Below are 14,430 nucleotides of genomic sequence, written 5' to 3' on the forward strand. Positions count from 1 at the left end.
CAGGATCACATCGTCCGCGCCGAGGTTCAGGCGCTGCGCATAGGGGATGATGTTGGCCATCAGCGTGTTGGCGCTGTGCATCACGCCCTTGGGCTCGCCGGTCGTGCCGGAGGTATAGATGAGCTGCGTGATATCGTCCGGGCCCGGTCGGTTCGCGCTCAGGATGGACCTCGCGTCGGCTTCCTTCTCCCATTCCGGCGTCGTCAGCAGCGCATCGAAATCATCCGCGCCGCCGCCGTCGACGACCACGATCCGTGCCAGCGAGGGCAGCTCGCGCTGCAGGCCGCGCGCCATCGCTTCGTGGTCGAAATTGCGGAACGTCTTGGGGACGACCAGAACCTTGACCTCGCCGTGCCTGAGCATGAAGGTCAGCTCGCGTTCCCTGAAGATCGGCATCAGGGGATTGAGCACCGCGCCGATGCGCGAGCAGGCGAGATAGAGCAGGCTGAACTGCCACCAGTTCGGCAGCTGCATGGCAACGACGTCGTTGCGCGCGACCCCCAGCCGTGACAGCCCGATCGCGATGCGGTCGGCCATGGTGGCAAGCTGCCGGTAGGTGAACTGGCGCGGCGCGCCGCCATCCTGTCGGACCGCGGTCAGGGCGAGCTTGTCGGGCGAGGCGGCGACGCAGGCATCGAGATCGTCGTTGATCGTGCGATCGTGCCACTCGCCGCGCGCGATGCTTTGCGCGCGCCGCGCCGGCAGAAGAACGGCATCGAACTCCATGGTACCTCCTCCAGATTGGCTCTCTTTGCGTTTCTTCGAACGCCTCGTTTCCATTGTCCTCAGGCCGGCACGGCCCCACGCCCGGCGCGATGGCGCGCGATGATGGTCTTCATGATCTGCGCGGTGCCGTCGCCGATCTGGAAGCCGAGCACGTCGCGCAGTCGCTGCTCCATCGGCCCGCGGTCGTAGCCGCCGTGACCGAACATCAGCAGGCACTCGTGGACGACGTCATAGGCGAGTTTCGGCGCCCACCATTTGCACATCGCGGCCTCCGCGCTGTGCGGCGCGCCCTTGTCCTTCAGCCACAGCGCCTGCAGGCACAACAGCCGCGCCGCCTCCACCTGGGTGTCGAGACCGGCGAGCGGGTGCGATACGCCCTGGAAGGCCGACAGCGGCTTGCCGAACGCCTGGCGCCCGGCGACGTAGCCCCAGGTCTCCTCCAGCGCCACCCGTGCGACGGCGAGCACCTGCAGCCCGATCAGCGCGCGCGAAAAGTCAAAACCCTGCATGACCTGGACGAAGCCCGCGTTCTCGTCGCCGAGCCGATGGGAGACCGGCACGCGGACGTTCTCGAAGAAGATCGAGCCGCGGCCGATGGCGCGCTGGCCGTGACAGTCGAAGCGGCTGCGCGTGATGCCGGGCAGTTCCATGGGGACGAAGAGGGCGGTGATGCCGCGCGCGCCGGCCTCCGGCGTGCCGGTGCGGCCGAACACGACGGCCGCGTCGGCCTGGTCGGCCGCCGAGATCGAGGTCTTCTCGCCGTTGAGGACGTAGGTCTCGCCGACCCGTTCGAGCTGAAGCCGCAGATTGCCGGCATCCGAGCCGCCGCGCGGCTCGGTCAGCGCAAGTGCGAGCAGCGCCTCGCCGCGGGTGAGGCGCGCCAGCCAGGGCCCGACGACGTCGGGCCGGCCATGATGCGACAGGATCTGGCCGTTCAGCGAACCCAGCAGATTGATGTAGGACATGCTGAGATCGGCACGCGCGATCTCCTCGTGGATCACGCCGGCGGCGAGACATCCCATGCCGAGGCCGCCGAATTGCTCGGGCAGTTCGGGCGCGATGAAGCCCATCTCGCCCATCGCCTTCATCAAGGTGCGGTCGAGCACGCGCGTGCGGTCGCGCTCGGCAAAGCCGGACGCGATGCGCGCGCTGGCGAAGCGCCGGGCCTGCTCGCCCAGCGCAACCAGGTCCTCGTCGAGATAGGGATTCATCGTTGCCTCCCTGACGGATGCCCGCGCCCGTGCGCGGTCCTGGCCGCTACTTGGCGTGCTTGCGGAAGTCCGGCTTGCGCTTCTCCTGCAGCGCCTTGACGCCTTCGCGGGATTCCTCCGTGTCGTAATAGAGCTTCAGGGCATACATCCCCATGCCGGCGATGCCGGCCTGATGGGCGGTGTCCATGTTGAAGCTGCGCTTGGCGATCGCGATCGCGGTCGGCGAGCGCTCGCACAGCTCCTCGCCCCATTTCTGCACCTCGACGTCGAGCTGGTCGTGCGGCACGCAGACGTTCGCAAGGCCCATCGCGACGGCTTCCTGTCCGGAATAGCGGCGGCACATGTACCATATCTCGCGGGCCTTCTTTTCGCCGACGACGCGGGCGAGAAACGCCGTGCCGTAGCCGGGATCGACCGAACCCATCTTGGGCCCGACCTGGCCGAACACCGCCTTCTCCGAGCAGATCGTCAGGTCGCAGATCGTGCACAGTACGTTGCCGCCGCCGATCGCAAAGCCCTGAACGCGCGCGATCACCGGCTTCGGCACGTCGCGGATCGCGGTGTGCAGCTCTTCCATGGGCAGGCCGATCGTGCCGCGACCGTCATAATTGCCGTCATGGGCGGACTGGTCGCCGCCGGTGCAGAAGGCGCGGTCGCCGGCGCCGGCGAGCACGATGGCGCCGACGTTCTTGTCGTAGCCCGCCCGGTACAGCGCCTTGATCAGTTCGTCGCAGGTCGTGCCGCGAAAGGCGTTCATCTTGTCCGGCCGGTTGATGATGATCCAGGCCACGCCGTTGCGAATTTCGTAGATGAGGTCTTGGTACTGCATCGTTTTCTCCCAAAGATTCCTGCTTAGCCGTTCATCGTCAGTCCGCCGGACACGCTCAGCACCTGTCCGGTCACGTAGGCCGCGTCGTCGCTCGCGAAGAACAGGATGGCGCCGGGCAGATCGTCCGGCTGGCCGATCCGCCCGAGCGGGATGGAGCGCTTGAACGCCTCCTCCAGCTTCTCCGGATTGCCGGCGCCTTCCTTGTAGTCGGCGAACAGAGCGGTGTCGGTCGGTCCCGGGCAGACGGTGTTGACGGTGATGCCGTGGCGCGCGTGCTCGCGCGCGATCGTCTTGGAGAACGCCACGATGCCGCCCTTGCAGGCGGCGTAGACGGCTTCACCCGACGAGCCGACGCGGGCGGCGTCGGAGGCGATGTTGACGATGCGCCCCGCCCGGCGCGCCACCATGCCGGGCAGCACCGCGTGGTGCATGTGCAGCGCGCCGACCAGGTTGATCGCGATCAGCCTGTCCCACTGCGCCGGCTCGGTCTTGGTGAAGGGGCGGAAGATGTCCCAGCCCGCATTGTTCACCAGCACGTCGACCGGACCGAGCTTCGATTCGGTCGCGGCGACCGCGGCGTCGACGCTCGCGCGGTCGGTGATGTCGCAGCGGATCGCAGCGGCGGTGCCGCCGGCGTCGCGGATCGCAGCCGCCGTCTTCTCCGCCGCATCGAGATTGAGGTCGAGCACCGCGACGCGGCCGCCCTCGCGCGCGAACCTGCGGCAGGTCGCCCCGCCGATGCCGCCGCCGCCGCCCGTGACGATGATCGTCTTGCCGTCGAAACGTCCCATGACTGCCTCCCATTGTTGCGCCGGCCGCGACTTCGATCTTGCCGGGCTCGTACTAATATGACAATATATTGTCATAACGACGAAGCCGCGGCAAGGGCAAAAAATCGCGATGGCAAGGCTCCGGGAAGAGGCTCGGCACGTGGTAGAGGGGCACCAAGCCCGCATGGAACTGGCCAACCGGCTGTTCTTCCGCCTCTATCAATGCGCCAATATGTTGCATAAAACCGGGAGCCGCGCCGTCGAGGCGGAGGGCCTCACCACGCAGCAATGGGCGGTGCTCGGCGCGCTGTCGCGCGCGGACGCCCAGCGCGGCATGAACATCGGGGATCTCGCGAAATATCTGATGGTCAGCCGGCAGAACCTCGCCGGGCTGATCGGCCGCATGGAGCGCGACGGCCATGTCGCGATCGCCGCCGATCCCGAGGACCGCCGCTCCCGGGTCGTGACCATGACCGCGTCGGGGCGTCGGCTCTGGCGGGTGCTGGCGCAGCCGAAGATCCGCGCCTATTACGAGCAGGTGCTGGCCGATTTCTCGGTCAACGACATTGCGCACGCGCTGCACTATCTCCTGAAGATGCTGGAGGCGATGCAGCGGCTGGACGGCGGCGCGCCGGACGACGACGGCCCGTCGAGCGTCATGGACGAGGACCGCAAGCGCTGACCGTCACGGCGCCGGAAAGAAGAAGAACTGCTCGCCCTCCTTCAGGCGCCCGTCGAAAGCCGGGCGTTGCCGTCCTTGCGTGCCGGCGGACACGTCCTGGCGGACCCGATCGAGGAACAGCCGCAGGTCCTGCCTCGGCGTCGGCAGGTTCGAGACGAACGCCCGCGTGAACGGGCTGTTGAGTTCGTCGCCGTCGAGCGTGACCTGGCCCGGCTGGGTCGAAAACAGCGCGACCGTGTTCGCCTGGGCAAGCCGCACGCTGGAGAGGCCTCCGCCAATCTCCTTGCGGCGCGCGATCAGGGGATCGAGCGCCGCATCGGCGGATTTGTCGAACGTCCGCTTGCGGGCGGCGGCGCGATGCGCCTGCTGGACGAACGGATCGTCGCGGCAGGCGTCGAGAACGACCAGATGAAGCTGCCTCGCGCGATCGACGGCGGAGATCATCCGGTCGATGGAGATCGCGTTCGAGCCGGCCTCCCGCAACGTGTCCATGCTCGCATCGATCGGGATCGCGTAGTTGATGCCGTCGATCTCGACGCCATGGCCGGCGTAGTAGACCAGGGCCCAGTCCGCGCCTGCGGCCTCCGTTGCGAATTGCCGCAGCACGCCCTCCATCTGGTTCCGGTCGAGATTGGTCGCTACCGTCACGCGGGCGAAGCCGGCTTCGTTCAGCGCCGCGCCGACACTTTCGGCGTCGCGGTCCGAGTTCAGAAGTGGCGTCACGTGCTCATAGGCGGCGTTGCCGAGCACGAGGGCGACGCGCCGGCCGCGCTCCTTGCCGATCGTGGCGGAGGAGGCGGACAGGACGTTGATGTTGGGCGGCAGCGGCGGATCTCCCGCCTTGCGCGACAGCCGGGCGCGCAGCACGTCGAGCCGGAAGACGGAATAATCGTAGATGCTCTTGTCGAGCGGATTGCCCCGCGTCAGATCGCCGGCCTTACGATAGTCGTTTGCCGCATCGTCGAGCCGGCCGGCGCGCTCGAAGGCGATGCCGCGCTGAATGAGGGCGTCGGCGTAGCCCGGGGCGACGGCGAGCGCCCGCGCGTAGGATTGCCGCGCCTTGTCGATGTCCTTCAGGTAGTCGCGCGCCAGATTGCCGGCGCGGACGTGGAACTGTGCGGCCTGCATCGGCAGCGTCGTGGCTTCTGCAGCCCGGGTCCAGTCGGCAAAGCCGCGCACGGGCTCGCCGAGACTGACCGCCAGCCTCGCGCGGCCGCTGAGCGCGTACCAGGTCTGCGAGCCTCCGACGGCTTCGGCCTTGTCGTAGTCGGCAAGCGCGCGCTCGACGTCGCCATATCTCGCCCACAACATCGCGCGATTGATCCAGGCGTTCTGATTCGGCGGATCGCGCTCCACCGCGGCATCGAGATCGGCGCGGGCCTCGGAAAAGCGGTCGAGCCGTTCCAGAATCAACGCTCGCTGGACGAAATGATGGGATGTCCCGGGATCGGCGCGGATGGCGCGTGCGAGATCCGCGAGCGCCTCGTCGAACCGGTCCAGCGTGGTGTAGATCGTCGCCCGCAGGCTGAAGGGTTGCGGATGCGGCGTGGGCGCAGCCGCGATGCACGCAGCGAGGTCGTCGAGCGCGGTCTTCAGCTCGCGCTGTGCGGCCTCGCCCGCCGAGCCGATCGGTTTCATTTCGGCGAGCGCGAGCCGCGTCGTTTCCAGAAAATGATTGAGCGCCCTGAAATAGAGAGCGTAGGCGCGCTGCTCGGCCCCGGCGGAAGGGTCCTGCAGCACGCGCGTGCAGGCGGCGATCGTGGCCGCGATCTCCTTCTCGGTCCTGAGGCGATCGTATTGCAGCGCCACGCACGCGCCGTAGTCGCCCGGCTGCGCTTCACCCTGGCGCGGACAAGCCAGCGCCAGCAGAACGACGAACCCGGTGAGGGCGACGAGATGACGCGCGAGGGTGGCCATGGGCGGAGCGACGGGTGTCCGGTCCGGGAGCCGGCAGCTCACCAGATCGAGGCGCGGGGATCATTGAGGGACATCAATGGCCGCACCGCGCGGGCCGCCTATTCGAGCCGGAGCAGGCGGCCGACGATCGGCGTCGAAGACGACGTCGCCTGGGCGTCGACCCGGAAGGTCAGGCGGTGCGATCCCAGGCTGGCGAGATAGGTACCGCCGGGGGTGAGGGTCTTGCCGGCCCTGGCGAAGTCGTAGAACTTGCCGTGAACCATCGGATCGCCGGTCAACGGCACGGTGAGGGTCGGCTCCCTGGCATCGATCCGCTCGATCGTCAGCGTGCCGCCGCCCCTGGCCTCGACCAGCGGCGCGACGCCGTAGAGCGTGGTCAGCTTCTTCGGCGCGCCGCCCGGCTTCACGGTGCGGAAGGTGGTCGCAGCACTCTGGTTCGCTTCGCGCTCCGAGAGCTGAACGGCCCCGGCGTCGCAGGGCACCTTGACCCGCTGCACGTCGCCGAGTTGCACCGTGCTCTGCTCGGCCCCCACCAGCACGACGCCGCCGCTGATCGTCTCGCGCCAGCAGGATTTCAGGTATCCGAGCACGAGCGTCCCCTTCGGTCCGAGCTTGATGATCTTGCCGGGCGCGACATAGTCCATGAACTCGACGCCGTCGACCTGGCCCTGCACGTCCTCGACGATTGCGGCCGGAGTCTGGGCGACGGCAGGTGCGGTCAGACAGAACAGGCCGACCACGGCTCCGATCAGGCTTCTCATTGAGGTCATCTCATCAAAATTCGACGCTGTCTATTGGTCCACTCTATTCCAGACTAGGTTCAAATCGGGAAGGCCGACAATTGTAGTGCGTCGACGGCTGAAATTTGCGGGTTGATTTGGCAAAGCGTTAACCCTCGGGGCACCGCGCCGCGCCTGGTCATCGTGCCGCCTCACAAAAGTAAGCAAATGCGCACCTTCTGGTTGTAGGCATTTCGAATGATCAAAGACGGCAAATATGCTGCATGGTTCAGGACCCCGCACGGGCAGGGCACCGGCATCGTGCATCTCGCCGAGGGCCGGATCTCGGGCAGCGACAGCTTCTTCACCTATGGCGGCTCCTACCGGGTCGAGCGGGATCGCTTCACCGCCGTCCTGACGACGCGGCGGCATGCCGACGGCCCGTCGACGGTGTTCGGGCTGGATGAGGTCGAGGTCAATCTCTCCGGCGTCTGCACCGGCGTGATGGCGACCTGCTCCGGAACCGCGAAACAGGCGCCCGGCGTGCCGTTCGAGGCGACGCTGATCTACAGCCGGGAAGAGACGGCGCAGACGGACACGACGGGAGCGATCGTCAATCTGAAGGCGGATAGGCCGATCCGGAACTTGCCCAAGGGCCTGGATGGCCGGTCGCGGCCCCGCGCTCCCTTTGCGCCCGGACCTTCCAAGAGGCCGGCGTCCTAGCGTCGCTGCGCTCGACCGTCTTCGATCGTCTTTGCGGTTGCCGGGGCGTGATAAGTCGCCTCAGCCTTTCCGGGCGGCCTTGGTCTTGATCGTGAGGCCGAGGCGCAGTGCCATCCGCTTGATGGCTTCCGGCGATCGGCCCAGTTGCTTGGCGGCCTCTTCCAGCGATGCCGAAGTCTTGGCCAGTTCCATCAGCCTGCGGTCTTCCTTGAACGACCAGGGCTTGCGCGCCATGGCAGCAGCTTCCTTTTCACGAGATCGATGCGACAAAGCCGCCAAGCGGACCCATGTTCGCTCGGCGGCTTTGCTTGGGTGGGGCCGGGCCTTGGGGAAGCCCGGTGCGATGATGGATATGCGATCCCGGAAACTTCGCAACAAACAACGCGGATTAAGCTAACCGCTCAACCTTACCCGCGGTCACGCGTTAACGCGGACATCTCCGTTGATCTACGGATCTAGCCCAATCCGATGCGCGCGCGCTGATAGCCGCGGTCGAGAATGTCCCGCCACCATCTTCGTCGATCGCAGTACCAGCGCACGGCCTTGGCGAGACCGCTCTCGAAACTCTCCTGCGCGCGCCAGCCGAGTTCGCGCTCGATCTTGCCGGCGTCCATGGCGTAGCGTCGATCGTGGCCCGGCCGGTCCTCGACGAAACCGATCAGGCGGCGGCGGGGACCGGCAACGCTCGGCGATATTTCGTCGAGCAGGTCGCAGATGCGTTCGACCACGGCGAGATTGGTCTGCTCGCAGCGAGCGCCGACATTGTAGGTGTCGCCGATCCTGCCGTGCTCCAGCGCCAGCGTCAGCGCCCGGGCGTGGTCTTCGACATAGAGCCAGTCGCGGATGTTCCGGCCGTCGCCGTAGATCGGCAGCGTCTCGTCGGCCAGGCCGCGGATGATCATGTGTGGGATGAGCTTTTCCGGAAACTGATAGGGCCCGTAATTGTTCGAGCAGTTCGTCACGATCGTCGGAAGCTCGTAGGTCTTTTGCCAGGCGCGCACGAGATGATCGGACGAGGCCTTGCTGGCGGAATAGGGCGAGTTCGGCGCATATGCCGTCGTTTCGGTGAACAGCCCTTCCGGACCCAGGGATCCAAACACCTCGTCGGTCGAGACGTGCAGAAAGCGAAAGCGCGCGCGCCTTTCGCCGGCGAGCGAGCGCCAGTGGCGTAGCGCCTCCTGCAGCAGCGTGAAGGTCCCGACGACGTTGGTCCGGATGAATTCGGCCGGTGCGTCGATCGAGCGGTCGACGTGGCTTTCGGCCGCGAGATTCATCACCGCGTCGGGCCGGTAGGTCTCGAACAATTTTCGTAGTCCGGGGCCGTCGCAGATGCACTGCTTCTCGAAGGCGTAGCGCGGATGTCCCGCGGCACCGGGCAGCGAATCGAGATTGGCGGCGTAGGTCAGCTTGTCGATGTTGACGATTCGCGCCGCCGTATCCGCGAGTAGATGGCGAATGACGGCCGAGCCGATGAAGCCGGCGCCGCCGGTCACGAAGATGGTGGATCCGTCGAGGCGCATTCGATTGGTCTGCTCCGCGGCCGCGGCCTAGCGCCTGAACGAGCGGTGGACCGACAGCAGATACTCGCCATAGCTGCTCTTCGCGTTCTTTTGCGCCAGCTTCTCGAAGGCTTCAAGCGAGATATAGCCCTGCCTCAGCGCGATCTCCTCGGGACAGGCGATGCGCAGCCCCTGGCGTTGCTCGAGGATCTGGACGAAATGGCTGGCTTCGACCAGCGAGGAATGGGTGCCGGTGTCGAGCCAGGCAAAGCCGCGGCCGAGCGGCTGCACGAACAGATCGCCGCGTTCCAGATAGACCTTGTTGACGTCGGTGATTTCGAGTTCGCCGCGCGCGGACGGGGTGATGCGGGCGGCGATGTCCACCACGTCGTTGTCGTAGAAGTAGAGCCCGGTGACCGCGACGTTGGACTTCGGATGTTTCGGCTTCTCCTCGATCGAGAGCGCGCGGAAGTCGCGGTCGAGTTCGACGACGCCGTATTGCTCCGGCGTCTTGACGGTATAACCGAAGATCGTCGCGCCCCGCGTGCGTGCGGCGACCTGGATCAGCATCTCCTGCAGGCGGTTGCCGTAGAAGATGTTGTCGCCGAGCACCAGCGCGACCGGATCCCGACCGATGAAGTCGCGGCCGATCAAGAAGGCGTCGGCCAGGCCCCGCGGGGTGTCCTGGCGGGCGTAGGAAAAGCGCAGCCCGATCTCGGAGCCGTCGCCGAGCAGGCGCTGGAACAGCGGCTGGTCCTGCGGGGTCGTGATGAGCAGGATGTCCCGGATGCCGGCCAGCATCAGGGTGGACAGCGGGTAGTAGATCATCGGCTTGTCGAAGACGGGCAACAGCTGCTTCGACACCACCGCGGTCACCGGATAGAGCCGCGACCCCGTCCCCCCCGCCAGGATGATGCCCTTCATAAGCCCTCGAAATCGCCTAAGATTCCTCTCTTGATAGAGGATGGTGCGGCTTGCGCAAGTCGGTTGTGGCCGGCGGCTTTAGTCTTTGTTAACCATAGACGGCCGATGGTGGCGGCCTGAAGCTTCCGAACCGGGATGGCCCAGATGTTCCAGCTGTTCCTGCGGGCACGCGCGCAAAATCTCCTGGGCGATCGCCGGAGCGACAAGCGCTTCAAGGCGCGGTCGGCCGAACGCGACGCCGATACCGACCAGGCGCGGATCGCCGCCATCATGGCGGCGATCGAGGCCGCGCTCCAGGAGGCCGAGCGCGAGCAGGCGGGGCTCAACCGCCGCGTGGACGACGCGCTGGCGCGCGCCGCCGTGACCTTCGGCAACGGCACCGACGAGTATCTGGAGCGCGAGCCGCTGGACAATCACCATCAGGATCTGTTTGCCGCCGACATCTCCAACGGCCAGCGCCGGCTCAAGGAGCTGGCCTCGACCATCTCGCACCTGAAATTCGTCAAGGCCGCGATGCTGACCCGCTTTCCGGACGTCAAGCCGCCGCAGCTCAGCAATTGACGGTCCGCGTCCCGGCCGGGGCCGGGGTTGACCCGGGCGGCCGAGGCGTCCAAGAAGGGCCGGTTTCGCGGTTTCCGCACGACCCCGCTCGTCGCTGAATGCGGCCCGGCCGACCGGCCGCGAGACCCCATGAGTACAGGAACAAGGCTTGGCCATGAGTGAGCGCGTCGCTCTGATTACCGGCGTCACCGGACAGGACGGCGCCTATCTCGCCGAATATCTGCTGTCGCTCGGCTACGTCGTCCATGGCATCAAGCGGCGCTCATCCTCGTTCAATACGGCCCGCGTCGATCATCTCTATCAGGACCCGCATGTCGGCAACGTGCCGTTCCTGATGCACTACGGCGACATGACCGACTCGACCAACCTGATCCGCCTGGTGCAGCAGATCAGGCCGACCGAGATCTACAATCTCGCGGCCCAAAGTCACGTCGGCGTCAGCTTCGAAAGCCCGGAATATACCGCCAACGCGGACGCCATCGGCGTGCTGCGGCTCCTCGAGGCGATCCGCATTCTCGGCATGGAGAAGGAGACGCGCTTCTATCAGGCCTCGACCTCCGAGCTCTACGGCCTCGTGCAGGAGGTGCCGCAGAAGGAGACGACGCCGTTCTATCCCCGCTCGCCCTACGGTGTCGCAAAACTCTACGGCTACTGGATCACGGTGAACTACCGCGAGGCCTACGGCATGTTCGCCTCGAACGGCATCCTGTTCAACCATGAGAGTCCGATCCGCGGCGAGACGTTCGTCACCCGCAAGATCACCCGCGGGGTTGCCCGCATCGAGGTCGGCCTGGAAGAGACGCTCTATCTCGGCAACCTCGAGGCCAAGCGCGACTGGGGCCACGCCAAGGACTATGTCGAGGGCATGCACAAGATCCTGCAGGCCGAGCAGCCCGACGACTTCGTGCTGGCGACCGGCGAGACCCGTTCGGTGCGCGAGATGGTCGAGCGCGCCTTCGCCGAGGTCGGCCGCAGCCTCGAATGGCGCGGCAAGGGCGTCGACGAGACCGGCGTCGATGCGAAGAGCGGCAAGACCGTGGTGCGGATCGATCCGGTGTACTTCCGCCCCACGGAGGTCGATCTCCTGATCGGCGACGCCAGCAAGGCGCAAAGGACGCTCGGCTGGAAGCCGAAGCGCAGTTTCGCGCAGCTCGTGCAGGAGATGGTGGCGAGCGATCTGGCGGAGGCAAGACGGGAAGCTGCAAATGGCAAGCGTACCGTTTGAGCTGAAAGGCAAGACGGTCTACGTCGCCGGCCATCGCGGCATGGTCGGCGGCGCGCTGCTCCGGCGGCTGGTACGGGAGGACGTGCGGCTGGTGACGGCCGGTCGCGACGAGGTCGACCTGCGCAACCAGGCCGCGGTGTTCGACTGGTTCGCGAAGACGCGGCCGCAGGTCGTGTTCCTCGCCGCCGCCAAGGTCGGCGGCATCGTCGCCAACGACACGCTGCGGGCCGAGTTCATCTACGACAACATCGCGATCGCCGCGAACGTGATCCACGCCGCGTATCTCAACGGTGCCGAGAAGCTGATGTTCCTGGGCTCCTCCTGCATCTATCCGAAGCTCGCAGCCCAGCCGCTGCGCGAGGATTCGATGCTGACCGGCCCGCTCGAGCCGACCAACGAGCCCTACGCGATCGCCAAGATCGCCGGCATCAAGATGGCGGAAGCCTATCGCAGCCAGTACGGAAGCGACTTCATCAGCGTGATGCCGACCAACCTCTACGGTCCCGGCGACAACTATCATCCCGAATACAGCCACGTGGTCGCCGCCCTGATCCGCCGCTTCCACGAGGCGAAGCTTGCCGGCGCGGGCAAGGTCGTGGTCTGGGGCACCGGCACGCCGCGGCGGGAGTTTCTCTACGTCGACGACCTCGCCGACGCCTGCGTGCACCTGATGAAGGTCCATTCGAGCGCGGAGCTGGTCAATATCGGCACCGGCGAGGACATCACCATCGCCGAATTCGCCCGCCTGGTCGCCGCGACCGTCGGCTATCGCGGCGAGATCGTCTTCGACACCTCGCGCCCCGATGGCACGCCGCGCAAGCTGCTCGATGTCGGCCGGCTCGCGAAACTCGGCTGGCGCGCCGGTACCCCGCTCGCGGATGGCATCAGGCGCGCCTACGAGGCATATCTGTCGGAGGCAGCGGCCGCGCGGTGACGGCGAAAGCGGACGGACCTGCTTTGCCCTCGCGCGGAACGTCACGCCGTCCGCAGGGTTTACGGGTTGGCGGCCGCAACGCCGATGCTAAGGTGACGCCGAAGTTCTCCGTACAACGACAAGGACCTTTCCGGTGGCTGACGTTCATCCCGCGGCGGGCAAGCAGGTCTCGCAACATGCGCTCGCCAACATTCCGAGGCTGATCACGGCCTATTTCGCCAACAAGCCTGACGCCGCCGATCCGGCGCAGCGGGTGGCGTTCGGCACCTCCGGCCATCGCGGCTCCTCGCTGAAGAACTCCTTCAACGAGGGCCACATCCTCGCCACCACGCAGGCAATTTGTGATTACAGAACGGAAAAGGGGCTGACCGGGCCGTTGTTCGTCGGCATCGACACCCACGCGCTCGCGGAGCCGGCGCTCGTCAGCGCGATCGAGGTGTTCGCCGCCAACGGCGTCGACGTCATGATCGACCGGGAGTCCGGCTACACGCCGACGCCGGCGATCTCGCACGCGATCCTCTCCTACAACAGGGGGCGCGAGAGCGGGCTTGCCGACGGCGTCGTCATCACGCCCTCGCACAATCCCCCCGAGGACGGCGGCTACAAGTATAATCCGCCGCATGGCGGGCCGGCCGACACCGACGCGACCTCCGTGATCGAGAAGCGCGCCAACGCCTATCTCGCCGATGGCCTCGAGGGCGTCGCGCGCATGCCGTATGAGAAGGCGCGCAAGACGCCGTCGGTCCATCTGCACGATTACATCACGCCCTACGTCGCCGACCTCGGCAACGTCGTCGATCTCGTGGCCGTCAAGTCCGCCGGCATCAGGATCGGCATCGATCCGCTCGGCGGCGCCGCGGTGCATTACTGGCGGCCGATCATCGACCGCTATGGCCTGAATGCGACCATCGTGAACGACGCGATCGATCCGACCTTCCGCTTCATGACCGCCGACTGGGACGGCAAGATCCGCATGGACTGCTCCTCGCCCTGGGCCATGGCGAGCCTGATCGGCATGCGCGACCGCTTCGACGTCGCCTTCGCCAACGACACCGACGCCGACCGCCACGGCATCGTGACGCGCACGAGCGGGCTGATGAACCCCAACCACTATCTGGCGACCGCGACCGCCTACCTGTTCGCGCATCGTCCCGACTGGCGCGCCGATGCCGCGATCGGCAAGACCGTGGTGTCGAGCTCGATCATCGATCGTGTCGCCAGAAAGCTGAACCGCAAGCTGGTCGAGACTCCCGTCGGCTTCAAATGGTTCGTCGACGGGCTGCTCACCGGCAGCTTCGGCTTTGCCGGCGAGGAGAGTGCGGGCGCTTCGTTCCTCAAGCGCGACGGCACGGTGTGGACCACCGACAAGGACGGCATCATCCTCGGGCTATTGGCCGCCGAGATCATGGCGAAGACCGGCCGCGACCCGAGCCAGCTCTTCACTGAGCTCACCGCCGAGCTCGGCGTACCCCACTACGAGCGCATCGACGTCGCGGCGACCGTGCCGCAGAAGGCCATCCTGAAGTCGGCGACCTCGGCACAGCTCGGCCTGAAGGAGCTGGCCGGCGACCCCGTCACCGCCACGCTGAGCCAGGCTCCCGGCAACGGCCAGTCGTTCGGCGGCATCAAGGTCGAGACCGCCTTCGGCTGGTTCGCCGCGCGGCCCTCCGGCACCGAGGATGTCTACAAGATCTACGCCGAGAGCTTTCG

15 protein-coding genes are annotated in these 14,430 nt (G+C 66.6%); 6 read left to right on the plus strand and 9 right to left on the minus strand.

The window, feature by feature from the left end:
* From KGM94_RS16455 to badH, 4 genes are all read right to left on the minus strand, one after another.
* A partial coding sequence (locus tag KGM94_RS16455) for an AMP-binding protein (protein ID WP_300261242.1) occupies positions 1-726 on the minus strand: 726 nt, incomplete at its 3' end.
* Between the two features lie 59 nt (positions 727-785).
* Positions 786-1,937 carry a cyclohexanecarboxyl-CoA dehydrogenase gene (gene aliB / locus KGM94_RS16460; RefSeq protein ID WP_300261245.1) on the minus strand — a complete coding sequence of 384 codons (1,152 nt, stop codon included), beginning with the start codon at positions 1,935-1,937 and terminating at the stop codon, positions 786-788.
* 46 nt (positions 1,938-1,983) lie between these two features.
* The gene (badI, locus tag KGM94_RS16465) at positions 1,984-2,766 is read right to left on the minus strand and encodes a 2-ketocyclohexanecarboxyl-CoA hydrolase (protein WP_300261248.1); all 783 of its coding nucleotides are present in this window, start codon (positions 2,764-2,766) and stop codon (positions 1,984-1,986) included.
* A gap of 23 nt (positions 2,767-2,789) precedes the next feature.
* The gene (gene badH / locus KGM94_RS16470; protein ID WP_300261251.1) at positions 2,790-3,557 is read right to left on the minus strand and encodes a 2-hydroxycyclohexanecarboxyl-CoA dehydrogenase; all 768 of its coding nucleotides are present in this window, start codon (positions 3,555-3,557) and stop codon (positions 2,790-2,792) included.
* Between the two features lie 109 nt (positions 3,558-3,666).
* On the opposite strand from badH, the gene KGM94_RS16475 reads away from it, so the two are divergent.
* Positions 3,667-4,218, plus strand: coding sequence for a MarR family transcriptional regulator (locus tag KGM94_RS16475; RefSeq protein ID WP_300261255.1), 552 nt, complete (start codon positions 3,667-3,669; stop codon positions 4,216-4,218).
* 3 nt (positions 4,219-4,221) lie between these two features.
* On the opposite strand, the gene KGM94_RS16480 is transcribed toward KGM94_RS16475, so the two are convergent.
* Entirely contained in the window at positions 4,222-6,135 is a 1,914-nt protein-coding gene (locus KGM94_RS16480; RefSeq protein ID WP_300261258.1) for a caspase family protein, read from the minus strand.
* A 98-nt stretch (positions 6,136-6,233) separates the two neighbouring features.
* The gene (locus KGM94_RS16485; protein WP_300261261.1) at positions 6,234-6,896 is read right to left on the minus strand and encodes a hypothetical protein; all 663 of its coding nucleotides are present in this window, start codon (positions 6,894-6,896) and stop codon (positions 6,234-6,236) included.
* A gap of 216 nt (positions 6,897-7,112) precedes the next feature.
* Here KGM94_RS16485 and KGM94_RS16490 point away from each other — a divergent pair, with 216 nt between their 5' ends.
* A complete protein-coding gene (locus tag KGM94_RS16490; protein ID WP_300261264.1) occupies positions 7,113-7,577 on the plus strand; it encodes a hypothetical protein in 465 nt (154 codons plus the stop codon).
* A 60-nt stretch (positions 7,578-7,637) separates the two neighbouring features.
* Here KGM94_RS16490 and KGM94_RS16495 read toward each other — a convergent pair whose 3' ends face one another.
* From KGM94_RS16495 to rfbA, 3 genes are all read right to left on the minus strand, one after another.
* Entirely contained in the window at positions 7,638-7,811 is a 174-nt protein-coding gene (locus KGM94_RS16495; protein WP_300261267.1) for a hypothetical protein, read from the minus strand.
* Positions 7,812-8,032: 221 nt separating this feature from the next.
* The gene (gene rfbB, locus KGM94_RS16500; RefSeq protein WP_300261270.1) at positions 8,033-9,097 is read right to left on the minus strand and encodes a dTDP-glucose 4,6-dehydratase; all 1,065 of its coding nucleotides are present in this window, start codon (positions 9,095-9,097) and stop codon (positions 8,033-8,035) included.
* A 27-nt stretch (positions 9,098-9,124) separates the two neighbouring features.
* Positions 9,125-10,000: a glucose-1-phosphate thymidylyltransferase RfbA gene (gene rfbA, locus KGM94_RS16505; RefSeq protein ID WP_300261273.1), complete on the minus strand. Its 876-nt coding sequence runs from the start codon at positions 9,998-10,000 to the stop codon at positions 9,125-9,127.
* 144 nt (positions 10,001-10,144) lie between these two features.
* Between rfbA and KGM94_RS16510 the strand changes: the two genes are divergently transcribed.
* The 4 genes from KGM94_RS16510 to pgm all read left to right on the plus strand — a co-directional run.
* The gene (locus KGM94_RS16510; RefSeq protein WP_300261276.1) at positions 10,145-10,561 is read left to right on the plus strand and encodes a hypothetical protein; all 417 of its coding nucleotides are present in this window, start codon (positions 10,145-10,147) and stop codon (positions 10,559-10,561) included.
* Between the two features lie 154 nt (positions 10,562-10,715).
* Positions 10,716-11,786, plus strand: coding sequence for a GDP-mannose 4,6-dehydratase (gmd, locus tag KGM94_RS16515; protein ID WP_300261279.1), 1,071 nt, complete (start codon positions 10,716-10,718; stop codon positions 11,784-11,786).
* Positions 11,767-12,720, plus strand: coding sequence for a GDP-L-fucose synthase (locus tag KGM94_RS16520; protein ID WP_300261282.1), 954 nt, complete (start codon positions 11,767-11,769; stop codon positions 12,718-12,720). The genes gmd and KGM94_RS16520 overlap by 20 nt, the downstream gene beginning before the upstream one ends.
* 133 nt (positions 12,721-12,853) lie before the next feature.
* A partial coding sequence (pgm, locus tag KGM94_RS16525; RefSeq protein WP_300261285.1) for a phosphoglucomutase (alpha-D-glucose-1,6-bisphosphate-dependent) occupies positions 12,854-14,430 on the plus strand: 1,577 nt, incomplete at its 3' end.

The sequence above is a fragment of the Bradyrhizobium sp. genome, assembly GCF_028868675.1.
Lineage (GTDB): Bacteria > Pseudomonadota > Alphaproteobacteria > Rhizobiales > Xanthobacteraceae > Bradyrhizobium.